The organism is Streptomyces sp. NPDC091412, from assembly GCF_044756885.1.
GTDB lineage: Bacteria > Actinomycetota > Actinomycetes > Streptomycetales > Streptomycetaceae > Streptomyces.
Window position 1 is genome coordinate 215,791 of record NZ_JBIVTV010000005.1, and the last position, 16,952, is coordinate 232,742.

The following is a 16,952-nucleotide window of genomic DNA, read 5'->3' on the forward strand; positions in this document are numbered from 1 at the left end:
CCGTGCCGCCACCGCTGCCCGCCGCTCGCGAACCCGGCACGCGCCACGCGCCCGCCCGGCCGAGCCCGACGTCCCCGCCGGAAGCGGAGCGGCTGCTCGTGGTGACCGCGAGCATGGGGTCGGGCCATGACACGGTGGCCGCCGAACTGGTCCGCCGCGCCCGTGCCGCCGGCAAGGAGGCCCGTGTCGTGGACGTGCTTGGCCTGCTGCCAGGCGGTCTGGGAAGCGGCCTGCGCGGCTTCTACCGGACCGTCGTGCGTCGGGCCCCCTGGGTCTACGCCGGTATCTACGACCTGTTCCTCGCGCCCGGCCCCCGGCCACGCCCGAGCGGCACCCCGCTGGCACGGCTGGCCGGTGGGCGTCTGCTGAGCCTGGTGGGTGAGTGGCGGCCCGATGTCGTCGTGCCGGTCTTCCATCTGGCCGCCCAGCTCACCGGCCACCTCCGGGCGCGCGGCGCGCTGCGGGTGCCCAGCGCGGTGGTCGTCGTCGACTTCGCGGCGCACCGGCAGTGGCTGCATCCGGGCAACGACCTGCATGTGTGCCTCACGGACGAGACCGCTCGGGAGGTCCGGCGGGGCACCGGCCGGGCGGCGGAGGCGACCGGTCCGGTCGTGGCACCGGAGTTCTTCGCCGCCGGACCGGGGACGGCCGTGTGGCGGCGCCGGCTGGAGCGGCACGGCGGCGGGCGGCCCGCGGTGCTGGTCTCCGCGGGCGCCTGGGGAGCCGGCAGCCGGCTGGCCGACACGGCCCGGCTGCTCGCCGCGCACGGTTTCCTGCCGGTCGTGCTCTGCGGACGCAACGAACGGCTGCGCCGCGCCCTGTCCGCGACGCCCGGTGTCCTCACCCCCGGTTGGGTGACGGACATGCCGGAGTTGCTGCACGCGTGTGCCGCCCTGGTGGACAACGCGGCCGGGCAGACCGCGGTACAGGCGCTCGCCGCGGGCCTGCCCGTCGTCGGTCACCGCCCGCTTCCCGGACACGGCGCGGAGGGGCTGCGCCGTATGGCGGCCCTCGGCGTCTGCGACCACGCACCCGACCCGGATGCCCTCCTGCGCGCCCTGACCCGCCTCACGGCGCCGGGCGCGCCACGTGAGGAACGGATCGCGGCCGGGCGTGCCCTCTTCCGGCAGGACCCGCTCGACTTGGTCGTACGGGCCGCGGGGGCGAGTCGCCCTTCCTAGGCCCTGCCCCTCCGGGGGCTTCTCAGGGCCGGTCGCCCCGGGTCTCGTCCCGCCGGAGGTCCAGGCGTCCTACGCGGGCGACGTTCTCGCGGTCCTCGGTGTCCTCGCTCGGCGCGGCGGCGAACCAGGCGTCGAGGATCTCCTTGAGCAGCGGTTCGGAGGTCAGCCGCAGGCCGAGCGCAAGCACATTGGCGTCGTTCCAGCGGCGTGCTCCGTCCGCCGTGTAGGCGTCGGTGCACAGAGCGGCCCGTACGCCGGGCACCTTGTTCGCGGCGATGGACGCGCCCGTGCCGGTCCAGCAGCACACGACGGCCTGGTCGGCCCGTCCCTCGGCGACGTCACGGGCCGCGGCGGCCGAGCACGCCGCCCACTGGGGGTCGTCCCCGGGGCGCAGCGCACCGTGGGTCACCACCTCGTGCCCGCGCTCGCGCAGCAGGGCGACGAGCGAGCGGGCGACGGGTTCGGCCATGTCCGAGGAGACGGAGATCCGCATGTGCCGGAGACTACTCAGCGCGCCGTCCGGACTCCAGGGGCGCCCGCCCGCTCCGGCCGGCGACCGAGCGCGCGGGGTCGTCCACCCGCGGGCGTGTCTAGGAGAACCACGCCATCCCGAGGAGCAGCGCGGAGACGAAGAGGACGGCGCCGCCCACGACGGCGGCGGCACGGGAGTGGCGGCGCAGCGAGGAGCGCACTCCGGGTCGGCGCGGGGGCACCCGGTGCACGCTGGTGTTCCAGCCGGAGTCCATGCCCGCGGCCCCCGACGCGACGCCGGCGCGAGCGGGGACGGGAGCGGCGGCGGCGCGGCGGTGCGCGGGAGCCGTGCCCCGCTGGCTCGGACCGCGGTGCTGTCCGCGTCCCCCGCCCCCGTCCCACTGCTCCGGGGGAAGCGGTTCGGGAGCGCCCCGCCACGCGCCGCCCGCGAACCAGTCCGCCGCCTGCCGGGCCGTGGGCCGTTCCTCGGGCCGTTTGGCCAGCATGCTCAGCAGGTACGCCTCGAAGGCGGGCGGCAGCGCCGCGCCACGCTGGTGCGGCGGTACGGGCGAGGAGTCGACGTGCTGGTAGAGCAGCGCGGTCGCGGTCGACGCCTCGAAGGGCGGGGAGCCGACGGACAGGTGGTAGAGCACGCAGCCCAGTGAGTACATGTCGGAGGCCGCGCTCGCCGGGGTGCCGATGGCCCGTTCGGGCGCCAGGTAGAGACCGGTGCCGACGATCTGCCCGGTGGTGGTGAGCGCGCCCGAGGGGTCGTCGACGAAGCGGGCTATGCCGAAGTCGGCGATGCGGACGGTGCCCTGGTGGTCGCTGAGCAGGTTGCCGGGTTTGACGTCCCGGTGCACGATGCCCTGGGCGTGCGCCGCGGCGAGGCCCTCGGCGGAGTGCTGGGCCACCTGGGCCAGACGTTCCGGTGAGAGCGGGCCGCCGGCGGTCAGTTCACCGGCCAGGCTGTCGCCCTCGATGAGTTCCATGACGAGGAAGCAGCGGTCCTCCCAGGCGCCGAAGTCGAGCGTCCCGACCACGTGCGGATGGTTCAGCCGGGCCGAGGTCTGCGCCTCCAGTCTGAACCGGGCCTCGGCGGAGGCGTCCGACCCGTCGTTCAGCAGCAGTTTGACCGCGATCGGTCTGCCGAGCACCTCGTCGAGGCCCCGCCAGACCTCGCCCATTCCGCCGCGCCCGATGACCGTCTGCAGCCGGTACCGCCCCGCCACCAGCACCCGTAGCCCCGCCCTCAAGATCCCCGAAGTCCCGCCCTCACGACCACTCTCCGCAGCGGGCGCGGCAGCAGCCGGGCAGCGCATACGGATCGCGGCAACCGCGCCTCATCTTAACGATCACTCAGGGTGCTCCCGACCCCTGCGCGGCCCTCCCGGGCGGATTGTCCGGACAAGAAACCTTCCGAGTTTCGGACCGGGGCCCTCCGAGTGAAAAGCACGGAGTCGCCCGTCGCACAAATATGTAGAGCTGATCACGTATGTCATCGTCGCCCTACCCGGCTGATCCACTCGGGAAGGACTCGGGAAGGAGAGGACGAACAGTGACCCCTCTTACATGGCTGCTCATCCCCCTGGCAGTGGTGTTCATGACGAGCGTCTGGGGCCTCCTCGCGGGACGGCCGCGGCGCACCGACGACATGGCGGACGTGGAGCGCTACGACCGCCTCCGCGCGGCGCTGGCCCGCGCGGCCTCCTGACCGGACGACCTCCCGACCCGGACGACCTCCCGACCTGACACCTCCCGACCTGACACCTCCCGACCGGATGACCGGCTAGCGCAGCAGCAGCTGCAAGCCGCCCACGACGGTGGCCGCGATCACCAGCCGCTCGAACAGCCGCTGGTTGATGCGGTGCACCGCCCACTTGCCGAGCAGCGCACCGGGCACGACGAAGACCACCAGCACGGCGTCCAGCAGGAGCGAGCGGCCGTCGATCAGTCCGAGACCGGCGCTGAAGGGCACCTTGGAGACGTTGACGATGAGGAAGAAGAAGGCCGACGTACCGAGGAAGCCGAGCTTGCGGAAGCCCGCCGACAGCAGGTACAGCGACATCACCGGGCCACCCGCGTTGGCGACCATGGTGGTGAACCCGCCGAGGACGCCGTAGAAGCGGGCCTTGAGACGGCCCGGACGGGTGGTGACCGAGTCCGGCTCCTCCCCCCGGTCGGCGCTGCGGCGCCGCCACACCGTCACCCCCGCCATCAGCAGCAGGATCGCCCCGATCGACGTCCGTACGATCCCGTCGTCGGCCCACATCAGGAACAGGGTGCCGACGACCACCCCCGCCGCGACCGCCGGGAACAGCCGCCACAGCGTGGGCCAGTGCGCGTGCCGCCGGTAGGTGAGGACGGCGAGTATGTCGCCGGCGATCAGGACCGGCAGCAGCACCCCGGTGGAGGCGCGGGCGGGCAGGACGGCCGCGAAGACGGCGAGGCTGACCGTGTTGGCCCCGCTGACGGCGGTCTTCGAGAAGCCGACGAGCAGGGCCGCGAAGGCGAGCGCGGCGAATCCCCACCCGGATATGTTCCAGAGCGTCATCGTGTTCATGCGGTGACCGATGCTATGTCCTGACAACCGAGGGGCGTAAGGACCGTCTCACCTGGAGGAGCCATGGCCGACGTCCGCGAGCACGTCCTGACCGGTGTCCGGGGCGCACTCGCCGTCCGCGAGTGGCCGCATCCGCGACCGCGGTACGTCGCCCTCGTGGTGCACGGGTACGGCGAGCACTCCGGCCGCTACGAGGAGCCGGCCCGCGCACTGGGCGCGCACGGGGCGGCCGTGTACGGCCCCGACCACGTGGGCCACGGGAAGTCGGCGGGCGAACGCGTGGTGGTCGAGGACTTCGAGGAGGTCGTCACCGACGTGCGCGCCGTGGCGGATCTCGCCCGTGCCGCGCACCCCGGACTGCCGCTCGTGCTGATCGGCCACTCCATGGGCGGGCTGATCTCCGCCCGCTACGCCCAGCGCCACGGCGCGGAACTCGCCGCGCTCGTGCTGTCCGGGCCGGTCATCGGTGCCTGGGAGCTGCCGGGCCGGCTGCTGGCCCTGGACGAGATCCCCGACACGCCGGTCAGCCCGGCCGCGCTGTCCCGGGACCCGGCGGTCGGTGCGGCGTACGCGGCGGACCCGCTCGTCTGGCACGGCCCGATGAAGCGGCCGACGGTCGAGGCGTTCGCGCGGACCCTGAAGGCCGTCGCCGAGGGCGGCGACGTCGGGGAGCTGCCCGTGCTGTGGCTGCACGGCGACGACGACCGGCTGGTCCCGCTCGGCGGGAGCCGGGCCGGGATCGAGCGGCTGGGCGGCGCGCTGACCGAGCGGATCTACCCGGGCGCCCGGCACGAGGTGTTCCTGGAGACGAACCGCGCGGAGGTGTTCGCCGACATGACGGAGTTCCTGGACCGCGTACTCGCGCGCTGAACGCCCGTCTCCCGGCCGGGAAAGAGCGTCCGACCTGGGCGGGGCGGTTGTTTGCCCCCTTTCGACGAGGGCACTCGCGCCCCCATGGAGTGGTTGCGCGGTGCGGGTGGGACCGGCCGGGACCGGCGAGGCCGAACGCATCGCACCGCTCCGTACCGCCAGAGACGACTCCCGGAGACGACTCCCCAAGGAGAACCACCGTATGACTGTCGTGAAGAGCACGATCCCCGAAGCGGCCCTTCAGGTCACCGGGGACGCGCTGCAGAGCACTCTCGTGGACCTTCTCGGGCTCTCCCTGATCGGGAAGCAGGCGCACTGGAACATCGTGGGACCGCGGTTCCGGTCCATCCATCTCCAGCTCGACGAAGTGGTGGCGGCGGCCCGCGAGTTCGCCGACACGGTCGCGGAGCGCGCCGCGGCGCTGGGCCTGCCGCCGGACGGACGCCCGGAGACGATCGCCTCGGCCTTCACCCTGCCCGGCCCCAAGGACGGCTGGGTGCGCGACACGGAGGTCGTCGAGGTCATGGTCGAGTCCCTGGAGGCGGCCATCAAGCGGCTGCGCGAGCGCATCGACGCGACGGAGAAGCCCGACCCGGTCTCCCAGGACCTGCTGATCACGATCACGGCCGAACTGGAGAAGCATCGCTGGATGTTCGCCGCCGAGAACGTGAGCGAGCGCGGCTGAGCACCGCGGCGGCGGGCCGCCGGGCCGGCGTGCGTACCGCCGTCACCCGAGCGGCCCCGTCCCGCGGCGGCGGGCATGCGGGACGGGAGCGCCGCGCCTAACGTCGAGAACGCACACCAACGGCGGTGTCCGGGACGGCCCCGACCCCGTCCGCGGGTGTCGGTTCGGCGTGGGAGGCCGGTCAGCCAATGAGACTCACCGAAGCACGCCGCCGCGACCGGGACCGGCCGCTGCTCGTCAGCAGGTGGCACGAGACGGCGGACCGGCATCTGACCCAGCTGCGACGGTCGTTGCTGATCACGTGGATCTCCTTCGGGGTCACCTTCGGCACCGTCCGCGTCATCACGCACGGCATCCGGGGCGGCTGGCTGCCCTGGGGCAACATCTCCGCCGGTGGCGAGCACCTGCACCACTACAACCTCGGCATCGCCACCCTCGCCGGGGTGGGCCTGATCGCCGTACGCGGTGACGAACGCGCGGTCGGGCACCCCGCCGTCGCGGCCGCCTACGGCTGCGGCACGGCCCTCATCTGCGACGAGTTCGCACTCCTGCTGGATCTCCGCGACGTCTACTGGGCCAAGCAGGGCCGGATCAGCGTCGACGTCTCCCTCGGAGTCATCTCCGTGCTGGGCGCCTACCTGACGGCGAAGCCGTTCTGGCACGAGATCGGCCGTGTCACCCGGCACCACATCGTCGCCGCGGCCGCACGCCACGGCGGCGCCAGCGCCTGATTCCCGCACCGCCCACCACGGCCCGGCCGCCGTCAGGCACGCCGCGCGGGCGGTCGCACCCACTGTGAGGAGCAAGGCATGAGCCCAGCCGAGCACCAGGAGCGCGGCGCCGAGGCCTCCGGGCAGGACCCCGCCCCGCAGCAGTGCGGCGTCCAGGACCGGTCCGTGCGGAGCCAGGCGGCGGGACCGGGGCCGTCCGCGATACGCATGCGCGTAGCGCGGGCCGATCCCCGGTCGGTGATGTCGATGAGCTGTCTGGTGCTGCTGGGACTCGGTGCCTGCGTGCTCGTCACCATGGTGCTCGTCTGGGCCATGCTCACCGCGATGGACCCGGAAGCCTGGCCCTCCTTCGGCTGGACGCTCGTCATCGCCGCCGGTGTCGTCGCCCTGGAGGTCGTCCTGGGTACGGCCATGGCGACCCTGGGCGCGTTCCTCTACAACATGTCCTCGCAGTACGCCGGGGGTGTCCATCTGACGCTGGCCGACGACCCGGCGATGGTCCGCGAAGGCCGGCCCGATCTGCTGCCGGACGTCGGCCGTGCGTACCACCGTCTCCAGGACCGCCTGGGATTCCCGCCGCCCGGCTGCGGAGCGCGCTACGTCGAGTTCGCCGACCGCTGCGGCGACGCGTGGCGGCGGCTGCGCGGCCGGGCCGGCGACCGGCGGACCGCTCGGCAGGGCAATCGGCAGGACAGCCGGTACGACACTCGGCAGGACGCGGACAGCCGGCCCGGCCCGGACGACGGCCACGGTCAGAACGACCGCGACCGCAGGGACCGGGACGACCCGGACACCCGGGTCGAGGAGACCACTCCCGGCTGACGCTCCCGGCTGACGACCCGGGCTCCCCGCTGCCGACGGCCGGGACTCCCCCGGCTCCGGGCACCCGACGGTCAGCCGGCGGTCAGCCGCCGAGGCCGGGCGGCAGGTGCAGCAGGCGCGCGATGGTGCGCAGTACGCCGTTGTCGTTGTTGGAGGGGGCCAGGTGGCGGGCCCGGCCGATGACCTCGGGGTGGGCGTTGGCCATGGCGAACGACCACTCGGCGGCGTCCAGCATCTCCAGGTCGTTGAGGTAGTCGCCGAACACCAGGGTCTGGGCAGGCGTGATCCCCAGATCCCGCTGGAGCCGGCGCAGCGCGGCGCCCTTGTCGGCGGTGCGGTTCATCACGTCGACCCAGTGCTCGCCCGAGACGACGACCTGGTGGGTGGCGGCGAACGGCGCCAGCGCCGGGGCGGTGGTCCGTTCGGCCGACCCGAAGTCGAACAGGGCCACCTTGATGACGTCGTCGTCGACGGCCGCCGCGTCCGGCACGATCCGGTGCCGGACGTAGTACTTGCGGACCTCGGCCAGGAAGGCCTCGTCGGTCCGCTCCACATGGGCCGACCGCTTGCCGCAGACCACGGCGCCCACGTCCACGCCCTGCGCGACGAGTTCCCGTACGGCTCCGACGAGGCGGGCCGCGACGGCCGGGTCCAGGGGGTCGGAGCTCAGCTCCACGCCGTCCCGGACGACATAGGTGCCGTTCTCCGCGATGAACACCATGCCCTCGTCGTGGCCGGCGAACTGCTCGGCCAGCGTGGCGTACTGGCGGCCGCTCGCGGGGCTGAACAGCACACCGCGGCGGCGCAGCTCGGCCAGGGTCGGCCACAGTCCGGCCGGGAGCCGCTTGGCGTCGTCCAGGAGCGTGCCGTCCATGTCGGTGACGATCAGCCGTATGCCGGCGGGGCCCGTGACGGTTTCCGGGGCGGGTTCGAGGGTGGTGAGCAGGGGCGAGGGTGTGCTGGGCATGTCCGTTTTCCGTGGCGGGCGCGGCGGGCGCGCCCGGGGTGGTGGGGCGCCGGCTCCGTTGCCGTGCGCGGGGGCGGTGGTCGACGCCGCACCGGCTCCGGGACGTCGTCAGCCGGGTCGGTCGGGCCGCGCCGCCGCGGTGACGCCACGGCCCCGCCAGCCTACCGGGGCCGCCCGGCAGGGGTTTTTCCCGACCAGGTCCGGGGCCGCCCGGGGCCCGGGTCCGGCGGTCCTCCCGGCCGGGCAGGTTCGGCCGATTCCCGGACACGGTGATCACCGGGCGGCACAATGGCGGCGTCGGCCGCGGGCAGGGCGCGACCACGGCCACGGCAGTCACGAGACGGCACGCGACGAACCAGGAGTGCAGACGTGAGCGAGAGCCACACCCCGCCGGACGGGTCGCCGAGGCTGAACACCACGGTGGCGCACAACGCGCGCGTGTGGAACCACTGGGTCGGCGGCAAGGACAACTACGAGGTCGACCGGCAGGTCGGCGAGCACGTCGCCGGGATGTTCCCGGTGATCCGGGACGTGGCCCGCGCCGACCGCGAGTTCCTCGGACGGGCGGTCCGCCACCTGACCGCCGAGCGCGGGGTGCGCCAGTTCCTCGACGTCGGCACCGGGCTGCCGACGGTCGACAACACCCACGACATGGCCCAGCGGATCGCCCCGGACGCGCGGATCGTCTACGTCGACAACGACCCGGTCGTCCTCGCGCACGCCCGCACGCTGCTGACCAGCACCCCCGAGGGCGCCACCGCCTACATCGAGGCCGATGTGCACGCCCCGGAGGCCATCGTCGAGCGTGCCTCCGCGACGCTCGACTTCGGCCGGCCCGTCGCGGTGATGATGCTGGGCATCCTGAACTTCGTCCTGGACACCGACGAGGCGCGCGACATCGTCCGCCGCGTCATGGCCGCGGTCCCCTCGGGCAGTTTCCTGGTGCTGACGCACCCCACCTACGACGCCGACCTCGGCGGCGAGGGCAACGTCCCGGCGATGGAGTTCTGGAACGCCAACGCCACACCGCCGATCACCGCCCGCTCCCGTGCCGAGGTGGCCGCCTTCCTCGACGGCCTGGACCTGGTCGAGCCGGGCCTGGTGCCGTGCTCGCGGTGGCGCCCGGACGGCGACTCCCCCGCCGCGGTACCGCAGTTCGGCGCGGTCGCCGTGAAACCCTGACGCGGGCGGTACCCGGCCGCCGGTTCGCCCGAGTCGAGCCCGTCGAGGAGGACTATGACCACCCTTGCCGACCCCGTCCCCGGCGGGCGTCCCGGTGACGTCGAGCGGGCCACCGCGCTCAGCGGCGAACTCGCCGGGCGGGGCGTGCACGGAGTCGTGCTGGCCTACGTCGACACCGCGGGGATCGCCCGGGTCAAGACGGTGCCGACGGCCAAGCTCCCCTCGGCGGCGGCCTGGGGAGCGGGCATGTCCCCGGTGTTCGACACCTTCCTGGCGCACGACTCGATCGTCACCACCGACGTCCTCGGCTCCCCCGACGGCGATCTGCGGCTCTACCCCGACCTCGACCACCTGGTGGTCCTGTCGGGGCAGCCCGGCTGGGCCTGGGCCCCGGTCGACCGGATCACGCAGGAGGGTGAGCGCCATCCCGGGTGCAGCCGTACGTTCCTGCGCCGGATCACCGCCGACGCCGAGCGGCGCCACGGCCTCACCTTCGAGGCGGCCATCGAGGTCGAGTGGGCCGTGGGCCAAGGAAACGCGCCCGGCGGCGAGTTCGAGCCCGCGGTGTCGGGTCCGGCGTACGGGGCCGTCCGGCAGGTGGAGCTGAGCGACTGCGCCGCCGATCTGCTGGCGGCCCTCGCGGCGCAGGGCGTGGACGTGGACCAGTTCCACCCCGAGTACGCGGCCGGGCAGTTCGAGGTGTCCGTCGGCGCGCTGGACCCGGTGGCGGCGGCCGACCGCAGCGTGCTGGTGCGGCAGACCGTACGGGCCGTGGCCCGGCGGCACGGGCTGAAGGTCTCCTTCGCGCCGGCCGTCCTCGCGCGGGGCGTGGGCAACGGCGGCCATGTGCACCTCTCGGCCTGGCGCGACGGGACCAACCTGCACTCCGGGGGCGACGGCCGCCACGGCATGACCGCCGAGGCCGAGTCCTTCACGGCCGGTCTCCTCGCCCACCTGCCCGCGCTGACGGCGGTGACCGCGCCGAGCCCGTCCAGCTATCTCAGGCTCAAGCCCTCCCAGTGGGCCGGGGTGTTCACCGCCTGGGGCCGGGAGACCCGCGAGGCCGCGCTGCGCGTGATCACCGGGACCCGGGGGCAGGGCGCGCGGGCGGCCAACCTGGAGGTCAAACCGGTCGACCTCGCGGCGAACCCGTACCTGGCGCTGGGCTGTCTGATCGCCGCCGGGCTGGACGGGATGGCGTCGTCCGCGTCCCTGCCCGAGGAGATCACCGGGGACCCGGCCCGGTTCGGCGAGGCGGAGGCGGCGGCCCGGGGCGTACGGCGCCTGCCGGTCTCGCTGGCGGAGGCGGTCGCCGCGTTCCGCGGGGACGACCTGCTGCGCACGGCTCTCGGACCAGTGCTCGCCGACGCGGTGACCGCCGTGCGGCAGGGCGAGATCGCGGCCGTCGAGGGACTGGACGACGAGCAGGTCGCGGCGGCGTACCGCTGGACGTACTGATGAGCGCGTCGGCCGGGGCCGGAGCGGTCCACGAGGCGCTGGCGGCGCTGCCGCTCGTGGACCACCACTGCCACGGGGTCGTCACCGCCGACCTGGACCGGACCGGCTTCGAGTCCCTGCTCACCGAGGGCGAGGTGTGGCCCGGCAGCGGCATCACCCCGTTCGACAGCCCGGTCGGTGTGGCCGTGCGCCGGCACTGCGCCCCGGTCCTGGACCTGCCGCGCCACGCGTCCGCCGAGGTGTACCTGGCCCGCCGGGCCGAGTTGGGCGCGGCGGAGGTCAACCGGCGCTTCCTCGGCGCCTGCGGCACGGCCGTCTTCTGCGTCGACACCGGCTTCGCTCCCGAGCCCGGCACCACTGCGCGGGAGCTGGCCGGCGCCGCGGGCGGCGGCGCGGTGGCGTACGAGGTCGTACGGCTGGAGCGCGTCGCGGAGGCAGTGGCGGCCGGGGGCGTCGAGCCCGGCGAGTACGGCGCCGCCTTCCGTGCGGCCGCGCAGGACGCCGTGCGGCGGCCGGGCGTGGTCGCGGTGAAGTCGGTGGCCGCCTACCGCACCGGCTTCGGCCTGGACCCGGCGCGCCCCTCGCGGGAGGAGGTCGCGCGGGCGGCGGCCGGCCTGCTCGCCCGCGCGGGCGACCGTCTCGACGACCCGGTGCTCGTACGGCATCTGCTGTGGACGGCCGTCGACCTCGGTCTGCCCCTGCAGCTGCACACCGGGTTCGGCGACAGCGACATCCGCCTGCACCGTGCGGACCCCGCCCTTCTGACCGACTGGCTGCATCTGACCGCCGGCACGATCCCGGTCCTGCTGCTGCACTGCTGGCCCTACCAGCGCCAGGCCGCCTATCTGGCCGCCGTGTTCGAGGGGGTGTACCTCGACGTCGGTCTGGCACTGCACCACGTGGGTCCCGCCCGGGCCCGGGCGGTCCTGGCCGAGGCCCTGGAGATCACGCCGTTCCGCAAGCTGCTGTACAGCTCCGACGCCTACGGTCTGGCCGAGTTCCACCACCTGGGCGCCGTGGCCTTCCGGCAGGGCCTGGCCGGGCTGCTGCGGGAGCGGGTGGACGCCGACGAGCTGAGCCCGGCGGACGCGCTGCGGATAGCCCGCTGGGCGGGGCGGGACAACGCCCGGCGGGTCTACGGATTCACCGGCCTCACCGACCTCGACGACCCCGCTGACCCCACCGATCTCCCTGCTACCGAACTCCCCCATTGAGCACCACTGAAAGTATGATCAAGCGATGTCTGACATGACCGAAACCACGCCCGGTTGGCTCACCACGGACGAGCTGGAGTCGGCACGCGCCCGCATGCCGATCCTGTACGTCGAGGCGGTGCCGGTGCGCGTCGACGACAGTGGCGAAGTGACCAGTATCGGCCTGCTGCTGCGCATCGGACCGGACGGAACGGTCAGCCGGACCCTGGTCTCCGGCCGGGTGCTGCACCACGAGCGCGTGCGGGACGCCCTGCTGCGCCATCTGGAGAAGGACCTCGGCCCGGTGGCGCTGCCCCGGGTGCCGGCGTCCCTCCAGCCGTTCACCGTCGCCGAGTACTTCCCGACGGCCGGTATCACGCCGTACCACGACCCGCGTCAGCACGCCGTGTCGCTGGCCTACATCGTGCCGGTCGCCGGCGACTGCCGTCCCCGGCAGGACGCGCTGGACCTGGTGTGGTTCAGCCCGCAGGAGGCGGCCTCCGCCGCGCTGCAGAGCGAGATGCCGGGCGGGCACGGGGTGCTGCTCAAGCAGGCGCTGGCCCACGTGGGTCACGCGTACTGACGGGTGCCGCGAAGGGCGCCTCCGGCATCACCGGCGGCGCCCTCCCCGGCATGGCCGGCTATCCGGCGGTCGCACGGGCGGCCGGGGCCGGGCCGCGGTCGTCCTCCGTCACGAGGTGGTCGGCCGGACCGTCCGGATCGAGAAGCCGGCCCAGCCGTCCCGGCACGTCGAAGCCGACGAGGACCACGACGATCATCGTCCCGGCGAAGGTGAGGACGGCCAGCGCGTGGCCCAGGTCCATGCCGGACGCGAGGCGGGCGCCGAGGACGGGGGCCACGGCGCCGCCCAGGGCGCCCACGTTGTAGGTGAAGCCCAGCGCGGCGGCCCGGGTATGGGTCGGGAAGTGACCGCCGATGTACCGGGGCAGCAGGCCGGAGATGCCGAAGCTGGTGGCCTGCAGCGCGAACAGCAGCACGCCGAGCAGCGGCAGGCTGTCGCGCACCGCGAAGACCGGGAAGACGAAGGCCAGTGAGGCCAGCAGGGTGAAGGCGTACGCCTTCCTGGTGCCGATCCAGTCGCCCATGAACCCGGCCAGCCAGCAGCCGGCCATCGTGCCGAAGCCCGCGTAGTAGAGCGCGTCGGTGACCTGGCCGGCGTCGTAGCCCAGGTCGGTCTTCAGATAGGTGGGCAGCAGCGCCTGGATGGGCCAGGAGTACAGGAACGCGAAGAAGATCGTGACGATCATCGACACGTACAGCAGCCAGCCGCGGCGGCCGCCCAGCTGCACGGCGAAGGCGATCAGACAGGCTCCGGCGAGCACGGACAGCACCGGTACGAGACCGTCGCCCAGCGGGGTGAAGACGGCGAAGAGCGAGACGGTGGCCGCCACCGCGAGCACCACGTTGACGGTGGCCCTGGACCGGGTGGTGAACAGCGGGCGGAAGGGGTTGGGCCGCTGCTCCCGCTCGGCGACCGAGGCCTTCCAGTCGGCCGCCTCGGGCAGCGCGCGGCGCATCCACAGCGCGACCAGGACGGGGATCAGGCCGAGGTAGAACATCCAGCGCCAGCCGAGCGTCGGCACGACCCACTTGTAGACCTGGGCGGCCAGCACCGTGCCGACGGAGTAGCCGGAGATCAGGAAGCCGCTGGCCCGGTTGCGCATGTGCACCGGCCAGCTCTCCATGACGTAGGTGGCGCTGGACGAGTACTCGCCGGCCATGCCCATGCCGATGGCGAGCCGGGCGACGAACAGGCTGGTGTAGTCCCAGGCGAATCCGCAGGCGAAGGTGCCCAGCGAGTACAGCAGGATGCTGACCACCATCGACAGCTTCCGCCCGAAGCGGTCACCGAGGGCACCGAGGAGCGCGCCGCCGAGCCACCGCGTGATGAACGCGGCGGAGACCAGGCTCGCCGCCTGGAGGGTGTCGAGGTGGAAGTCGGCGCTGATCTCGGTGAGGACCAGGGTGATCAGGACGAAGTCGAAGCCGTCGAGGACGTAGCCGATCCAGGCGGCGAAGAACGACTTCCACTGACTGCGGCCCACCTGGCGGAACCAGGGCGGCTTGGATGACGCGGTGTGGTGCACGGTTGCTCCAGGATGCCGGACGGACTCGTCGTCGAGCACCGTCGGAAGGTAAAAGCGCCTCTATCGACGTGTGAGGTGCGTCGCGAAGCGGTGGGTGAGGGCGGTCGGGGCGGTGATGGCGGTGCCGACGACCACGCTGTGGGCGCCCCGGGCGAGCGCCTCGGCCGCCTCCTCGGGGGTGCCGATCCGTCCCTCGGCGACGACCGGGGTGCCGGTCGCGCGGGCGAGGGCGGCGACCAGTTCCAGGTCGGGGCCGGACTGGCGCGGGGAGCCGGGCGCGTATCCGGACAGGGTGGTGGAGACGAAGTCGGCGCCCTGCCGGGCGGCGAGCACGCCCTCCTCCAGCGTGGCGACGTCCGCCATGACCAGGGCGCCCGCGGAGTGCACGGCGGTCACGAGGTCGGCGAAGGAGCCGCCGTCCGGGCGCGGGCGCGCCGTGGCGTCCGCGGCGACCACGTGCGCGCCGGCCTCGGCGACGGCGAGGGCGTGGCGCACGGTCGGGGTGATGTAGACGCCGGTGTCGCCGTCCTTCCACAGCCCGATCACGGGCAGGGCGACGGCGGCGGCGACGGCGGCCACCACCTCGGGACCGTTGACGCGGACGGCCGCGGCGCCGCCGGCCTCGGCGGAGCGCGCCAGCCTGACCAGGGTCGCGGTGTCGCGCATCGGGTCGCCCTCGGGAGCCTGGCAGGAGACGATCAGCCGGCCGGCGACGGCGGTTACGGGCGAGGGGATCGTGGTCATCGGGGTCCTTCCGAGGAGTGCGGGGACGGGGTGCGGGCGAGCAGGGCCGCCCCCAGTACGGCCGCGTCGGATCCGAGGCGCGGCGGCACCGGGCGCAGATGGCGCAGGGGGGCCATCAGCTCGGCGCGGAAGGCGTCGGTCAGCGCGGACCAGTACAGGTCGCCGATCCGTGGTACGCCGCCGCCGATCACGACGCGGTGCGGGCCGAGCGCGTTGGCCAGGCCGCCGACGGCGCTTCCCGTGGCCCGCGCCCCGGTGGTGATCGCCTGTCGTGCGGTGGCGTCGCCCGCGGCGGCGCGTTCCGCCACGGTCTGGAGGCGGTCGGCGGTCCGGCCGCTCAGGCGCTCGTACAGTGCGGTGATCGCGGGTCCCGAGGCGATCGCCTCCAGGTGGCCGCTGCCGCCGCAGGTGCAGGGCAGGCCGGTGGCCTCGGGGCTCGGCACATGGCCCAGGTGGCCCGCGATGCCGGCGCTGCCGTGCAGCATCCGGCCGTCCACCGCGACGGCGCCGCCGACTCCGGTGCCCACGGCGACGTAGACGAGGGAGGCGGACGGGTCGCCGGCCTCGGCGAGTTCGGTGGCGGCCGTGGCGCGTACGTCGTTGTCGCAGGCGACCGGCAGCCCCGTACGGTCGGACAGGCCCGCGGCCAGCGCGGTGCCGGCCCATCCGGTGATGGAGTCGGTGGCGCTGGTGACGGTGCCGGTGCGCGGGTCCACGACACCGGCGGCGGCGACTCCGATCGCCCGGGCGCCGTGGTCCACCTCGCGGGCCGCGGCGGCGAGCGCGTCGAGCACGGCCCGCGCGCCCGCCCGCGCCGGTGTCGGGCGGGTGTGCCGGCGCAGCACCGTGCCGTCCGGGCCGACCAGGGCGGCTGCGATCTTGGTGCCGCCGAGGTCGAGTCCGATGACGGGAGCGGTGCCGGGGGCCGGGGGCCGCGTCATCGGACCGGGGTGAGCCCGGCGGCGCGCAGCCGCGCGTCGACCTCGGCGACGGGCGCGGCGCCCAGCTGAATCTGCGGGAAGGCGGTGTCGCCGCAGTCGATGACGCCCAGCAGGCGCAGGGCCGCCTTGAACGCGCCCAGCGCGGAGGAGCTGCGGCCCATCTCGGCCTCGGGGCCCGCGTCGACCATGGCGAACAGGCCGGCGAGCCGCTCCTGCTCCTTGACGGCCAGCGTCCAGTCACCCGTCCGGGCGGCCTCGTAGAGCCGGACGTAGCCGGCGGGGTCGACGTTGCCCAGGCCGGGGACGACGCCGTCGGCGCCGGCCAGCAGCGCCGCGTCGACGGTCAGCTCGGAGCCGGTGAGGACGGAGAAGGCGGGGGCGGGTCCCTCGGCGCGGCCCTGGCGTCCGCCGAGTGCGACGAGCAGGCGGCGCAGGGAGCCCTCGTCGCCGCTGCTGTCCTTGAGGCCGGCCAGGGTGCCGTCGGCGGCCAGTTCGAGGATCAGGGCGGTCGACAACTTGCTGTGCACGGAGACCGGGAGGTCGTAGGCGAACAGCGGCAGGTCCACCGTCTGGCGGATCCGGCGGAAGTGGGCGGCGATCTCCCGGGGGTGGGTGCGGGTGTAGAAGGGCGCGGTGACCACCAGTGCGTCCGCACCGAGCTGGGCCGCCTCGCGGGCGTGGTCGAGGACGCGGGGGGTGGTGGTGTCGATGACGCCCGCGAGGACCGGTACCCGTCCGTCGACCGCGTTGACCACCGTCTCCAGGGCGGTGCCGCGCTGCTCGTCGGTGAGGTAGGCGACCTCGCTGGTCGAGCCGAGGGCGAAGAGTCCGTGGACACCGCCGCCGAGCAGGTGCTCGACCAGCCGGGCCAGGGAGGCCGTGTCGACCTCGCCGTGGGCGTCGAGCGGGGTGCACACGGGCGGGACGACTCCGCGCAGGGGTGCGGTCAGAGGCATGGGGGCTACTCCATGGGCTGGAAGACGGAACTGCTGATCGCGGCCGGCTGCTCCGCGAAAGCGACATCAGATGTCTGACG

At 74.1% G+C, this 16,952-nt stretch carries 18 protein-coding genes; 10 read left to right on the forward strand and 8 right to left on the reverse strand.

Going from position 1 to position 16,952, the window contains the following annotated elements; genetic code table 11:
- Positions 1-113 precede the first annotated feature (113 nt).
- Positions 114-1,181, forward strand: a complete 1,068-nt coding sequence (locus tag ACIQMV_RS15720; RefSeq protein WP_141365984.1) for an MGDG synthase family glycosyltransferase — start codon at positions 114-116, stop codon at positions 1,179-1,181.
- A 22-nt stretch (positions 1,182-1,203) separates the two neighbouring features.
- Here ACIQMV_RS15720 and ACIQMV_RS15725 read toward each other — a convergent pair whose 3' ends face one another.
- Both ACIQMV_RS15725 and ACIQMV_RS15730 read right to left on the reverse strand, forming a co-directional pair.
- The gene (locus ACIQMV_RS15725) at positions 1,204-1,674 is read right to left on the reverse strand and encodes an RpiB/LacA/LacB family sugar-phosphate isomerase (protein ID WP_141356133.1); all 471 of its coding nucleotides are present in this window, start codon (positions 1,672-1,674) and stop codon (positions 1,204-1,206) included.
- Positions 1,675-1,771: 97 nt separating this feature from the next.
- Positions 1,772-2,908, reverse strand: a complete 1,137-nt coding sequence (locus ACIQMV_RS15730) for a serine/threonine-protein kinase (RefSeq protein ID WP_402593170.1) — start codon at positions 2,906-2,908, stop codon at positions 1,772-1,774.
- 302 nt (positions 2,909-3,210) lie between these two features.
- Between ACIQMV_RS15730 and ACIQMV_RS15735 the strand changes: the two genes are divergently transcribed.
- Positions 3,211-3,366 carry a hypothetical protein gene (locus ACIQMV_RS15735; RefSeq protein ID WP_172632780.1) on the forward strand — a complete coding sequence of 52 codons (156 nt, stop codon included), beginning with the start codon at positions 3,211-3,213 and terminating at the stop codon, positions 3,364-3,366.
- A gap of 75 nt (positions 3,367-3,441) precedes the next feature.
- On the opposite strand, the gene ACIQMV_RS15740 is transcribed toward ACIQMV_RS15735, so the two are convergent.
- Positions 3,442-4,215 (reverse strand): sulfite exporter TauE/SafE family protein, encoded by a 774-nt coding sequence (locus ACIQMV_RS15740; RefSeq protein WP_402593172.1) that lies wholly within the window; start codon positions 4,213-4,215, stop codon positions 3,442-3,444.
- 63 nt (positions 4,216-4,278) lie between these two features.
- Here ACIQMV_RS15740 and ACIQMV_RS15745 point away from each other — a divergent pair, with 63 nt between their 5' ends.
- The 4 genes from ACIQMV_RS15745 to ACIQMV_RS15760 all read left to right on the forward strand — a co-directional run bounded on the left by ACIQMV_RS15745 (position 4,279) and on the right by ACIQMV_RS15760 (position 7,323).
- Positions 4,279-5,085 carry a lysophospholipase gene (locus ACIQMV_RS15745; protein ID WP_402593174.1) on the forward strand — a complete coding sequence of 269 codons (807 nt, stop codon included), beginning with the start codon at positions 4,279-4,281 and terminating at the stop codon, positions 5,083-5,085.
- A 202-nt stretch (positions 5,086-5,287) separates the two neighbouring features.
- Positions 5,288-5,770, forward strand: a complete 483-nt coding sequence (locus ACIQMV_RS15750; protein WP_141356141.1) for a Dps family protein — start codon at positions 5,288-5,290, stop codon at positions 5,768-5,770.
- A 188-nt stretch (positions 5,771-5,958) separates the two neighbouring features.
- The gene (locus ACIQMV_RS15755; protein WP_402593176.1) at positions 5,959-6,501 is read left to right on the forward strand and encodes a hypothetical protein; all 543 of its coding nucleotides are present in this window, start codon (positions 5,959-5,961) and stop codon (positions 6,499-6,501) included.
- A gap of 78 nt (positions 6,502-6,579) precedes the next feature.
- Positions 6,580-7,323 carry a DUF3566 domain-containing protein gene (locus ACIQMV_RS15760; protein WP_402593177.1) on the forward strand — a complete coding sequence of 248 codons (744 nt, stop codon included), beginning with the start codon at positions 6,580-6,582 and terminating at the stop codon, positions 7,321-7,323.
- Between the two features lie 82 nt (positions 7,324-7,405).
- Here ACIQMV_RS15760 and ACIQMV_RS15765 read toward each other — a convergent pair whose 3' ends face one another.
- A complete protein-coding gene (locus tag ACIQMV_RS15765) occupies positions 7,406-8,290 on the reverse strand; it encodes a Cof-type HAD-IIB family hydrolase (RefSeq protein ID WP_402593178.1) in 885 nt (294 codons plus the stop codon).
- 369 nt (positions 8,291-8,659) lie between these two features.
- On the opposite strand from ACIQMV_RS15765, the gene ACIQMV_RS15770 reads away from it, so the two are divergent.
- The 4 genes from ACIQMV_RS15770 to ACIQMV_RS15785 are packed head-to-tail and all read left to right on the forward strand — an operon-like array spanning position 8,660 to position 12,706.
- Positions 8,660-9,472: an SAM-dependent methyltransferase gene (locus tag ACIQMV_RS15770; protein WP_402593179.1), complete on the forward strand. Its 813-nt coding sequence runs from the start codon at positions 8,660-8,662 to the stop codon at positions 9,470-9,472.
- A gap of 54 nt (positions 9,473-9,526) precedes the next feature.
- On the forward strand, positions 9,527-10,930 hold the full coding sequence (locus ACIQMV_RS15775; RefSeq protein WP_402593180.1) for a glutamine synthetase: 1,404 nt from the start codon (positions 9,527-9,529) through the stop codon (positions 10,928-10,930).
- Positions 10,930-12,144 carry an amidohydrolase family protein gene (locus ACIQMV_RS15780; protein ID WP_401779271.1) on the forward strand — a complete coding sequence of 405 codons (1,215 nt, stop codon included), beginning with the start codon at positions 10,930-10,932 and terminating at the stop codon, positions 12,142-12,144. Before ACIQMV_RS15775 ends, ACIQMV_RS15780 begins: the two co-directional genes overlap by 1 nt.
- A 34-nt stretch (positions 12,145-12,178) precedes the next feature.
- Complete coding sequence (locus ACIQMV_RS15785; protein ID WP_172633172.1) at positions 12,179-12,706, forward strand: NUDIX hydrolase family protein; 528 nt, start codon at positions 12,179-12,181, stop codon at positions 12,704-12,706.
- 58 nt (positions 12,707-12,764) lie between these two features.
- On the opposite strand, the gene ACIQMV_RS15790 is transcribed toward ACIQMV_RS15785, so the two are convergent.
- From ACIQMV_RS15790 to ACIQMV_RS15805, 4 genes are read right to left on the reverse strand one after another with little or no spacing between them, the layout of a single operon-like run.
- Positions 12,765-14,231, reverse strand: coding sequence for a sialate:H+ symport family MFS transporter (locus tag ACIQMV_RS15790; RefSeq protein WP_402593518.1), 1,467 nt, complete (start codon positions 14,229-14,231; stop codon positions 12,765-12,767).
- A 60-nt stretch (positions 14,232-14,291) separates the two neighbouring features.
- The gene (locus ACIQMV_RS15795; protein ID WP_141356157.1) at positions 14,292-14,975 is read right to left on the reverse strand and encodes an N-acetylmannosamine-6-phosphate 2-epimerase; all 684 of its coding nucleotides are present in this window, start codon (positions 14,973-14,975) and stop codon (positions 14,292-14,294) included.
- Positions 14,972-15,916, reverse strand: a complete 945-nt coding sequence (locus tag ACIQMV_RS15800; RefSeq protein ID WP_141356159.1) for an ROK family protein — start codon at positions 15,914-15,916, stop codon at positions 14,972-14,974. The genes ACIQMV_RS15795 and ACIQMV_RS15800 overlap by 4 nt, the downstream gene beginning before the upstream one ends.
- Complete coding sequence (locus tag ACIQMV_RS15805; protein WP_141356161.1) at positions 15,913-16,872, reverse strand: dihydrodipicolinate synthase family protein; 960 nt, start codon at positions 16,870-16,872, stop codon at positions 15,913-15,915. The genes ACIQMV_RS15800 and ACIQMV_RS15805 overlap by 4 nt, the downstream gene beginning before the upstream one ends.
- Between the last annotated feature and the right edge of the window lie 80 nt (positions 16,873-16,952).

Coding starts and splice junctions, on each gene's coding strand:
- ACIQMV_RS15800 (WP_141356159.1), bottom strand. CDS start 15,916: ATGACGCGGCCCCCGGCCCCCGGCACCGCTCCCGTCATCGGACTCGAC.
- ACIQMV_RS15745 (WP_402593174.1), top strand. CDS start 4,279: ATGGCCGACGTCCGCGAGCACGTCCTGACCGGTGTCCGGGGCGCACTC.
- ACIQMV_RS15775 (WP_402593180.1), top strand. CDS start 9,527: ATGACCACCCTTGCCGACCCCGTCCCCGGCGGGCGTCCCGGTGACGTC.
- ACIQMV_RS15750 (WP_141356141.1), top strand. CDS start 5,288: ATGACTGTCGTGAAGAGCACGATCCCCGAAGCGGCCCTTCAGGTCACC.
- ACIQMV_RS15795 (WP_141356157.1), bottom strand. CDS start 14,975: ATGACCACGATCCCCTCGCCCGTAACCGCCGTCGCCGGCCGGCTGATC.
- ACIQMV_RS15805 (WP_141356161.1), bottom strand. CDS start 16,872: ATGCCTCTGACCGCACCCCTGCGCGGAGTCGTCCCGCCCGTGTGCACC.
- ACIQMV_RS15785 (WP_172633172.1), top strand. CDS start 12,179: ATGACCGAAACCACGCCCGGTTGGCTCACCACGGACGAGCTGGAGTCG.
- ACIQMV_RS15740 (WP_402593172.1), bottom strand. CDS start 4,215: ATGAACACGATGACGCTCTGGAACATATCCGGGTGGGGATTCGCCGCG.
- ACIQMV_RS15765 (WP_402593178.1), bottom strand. CDS start 8,290: ATGCCCAGCACACCCTCGCCCCTGCTCACCACCCTCGAACCCGCCCCG.
- ACIQMV_RS15755 (WP_402593176.1), top strand. CDS start 5,959: ATGAGACTCACCGAAGCACGCCGCCGCGACCGGGACCGGCCGCTGCTC.
- ACIQMV_RS15760 (WP_402593177.1), top strand. CDS start 6,580: ATGAGCCCAGCCGAGCACCAGGAGCGCGGCGCCGAGGCCTCCGGGCAG.
- ACIQMV_RS15725 (WP_141356133.1), bottom strand. CDS start 1,674: ATGCGGATCTCCGTCTCCTCGGACATGGCCGAACCCGTCGCCCGCTCG.
- ACIQMV_RS15720 (WP_141365984.1), top strand. CDS start 114: ATGGGGTCGGGCCATGACACGGTGGCCGCCGAACTGGTCCGCCGCGCC.
- ACIQMV_RS15780 (WP_401779271.1), top strand. CDS start 10,930: ATGAGCGCGTCGGCCGGGGCCGGAGCGGTCCACGAGGCGCTGGCGGCG.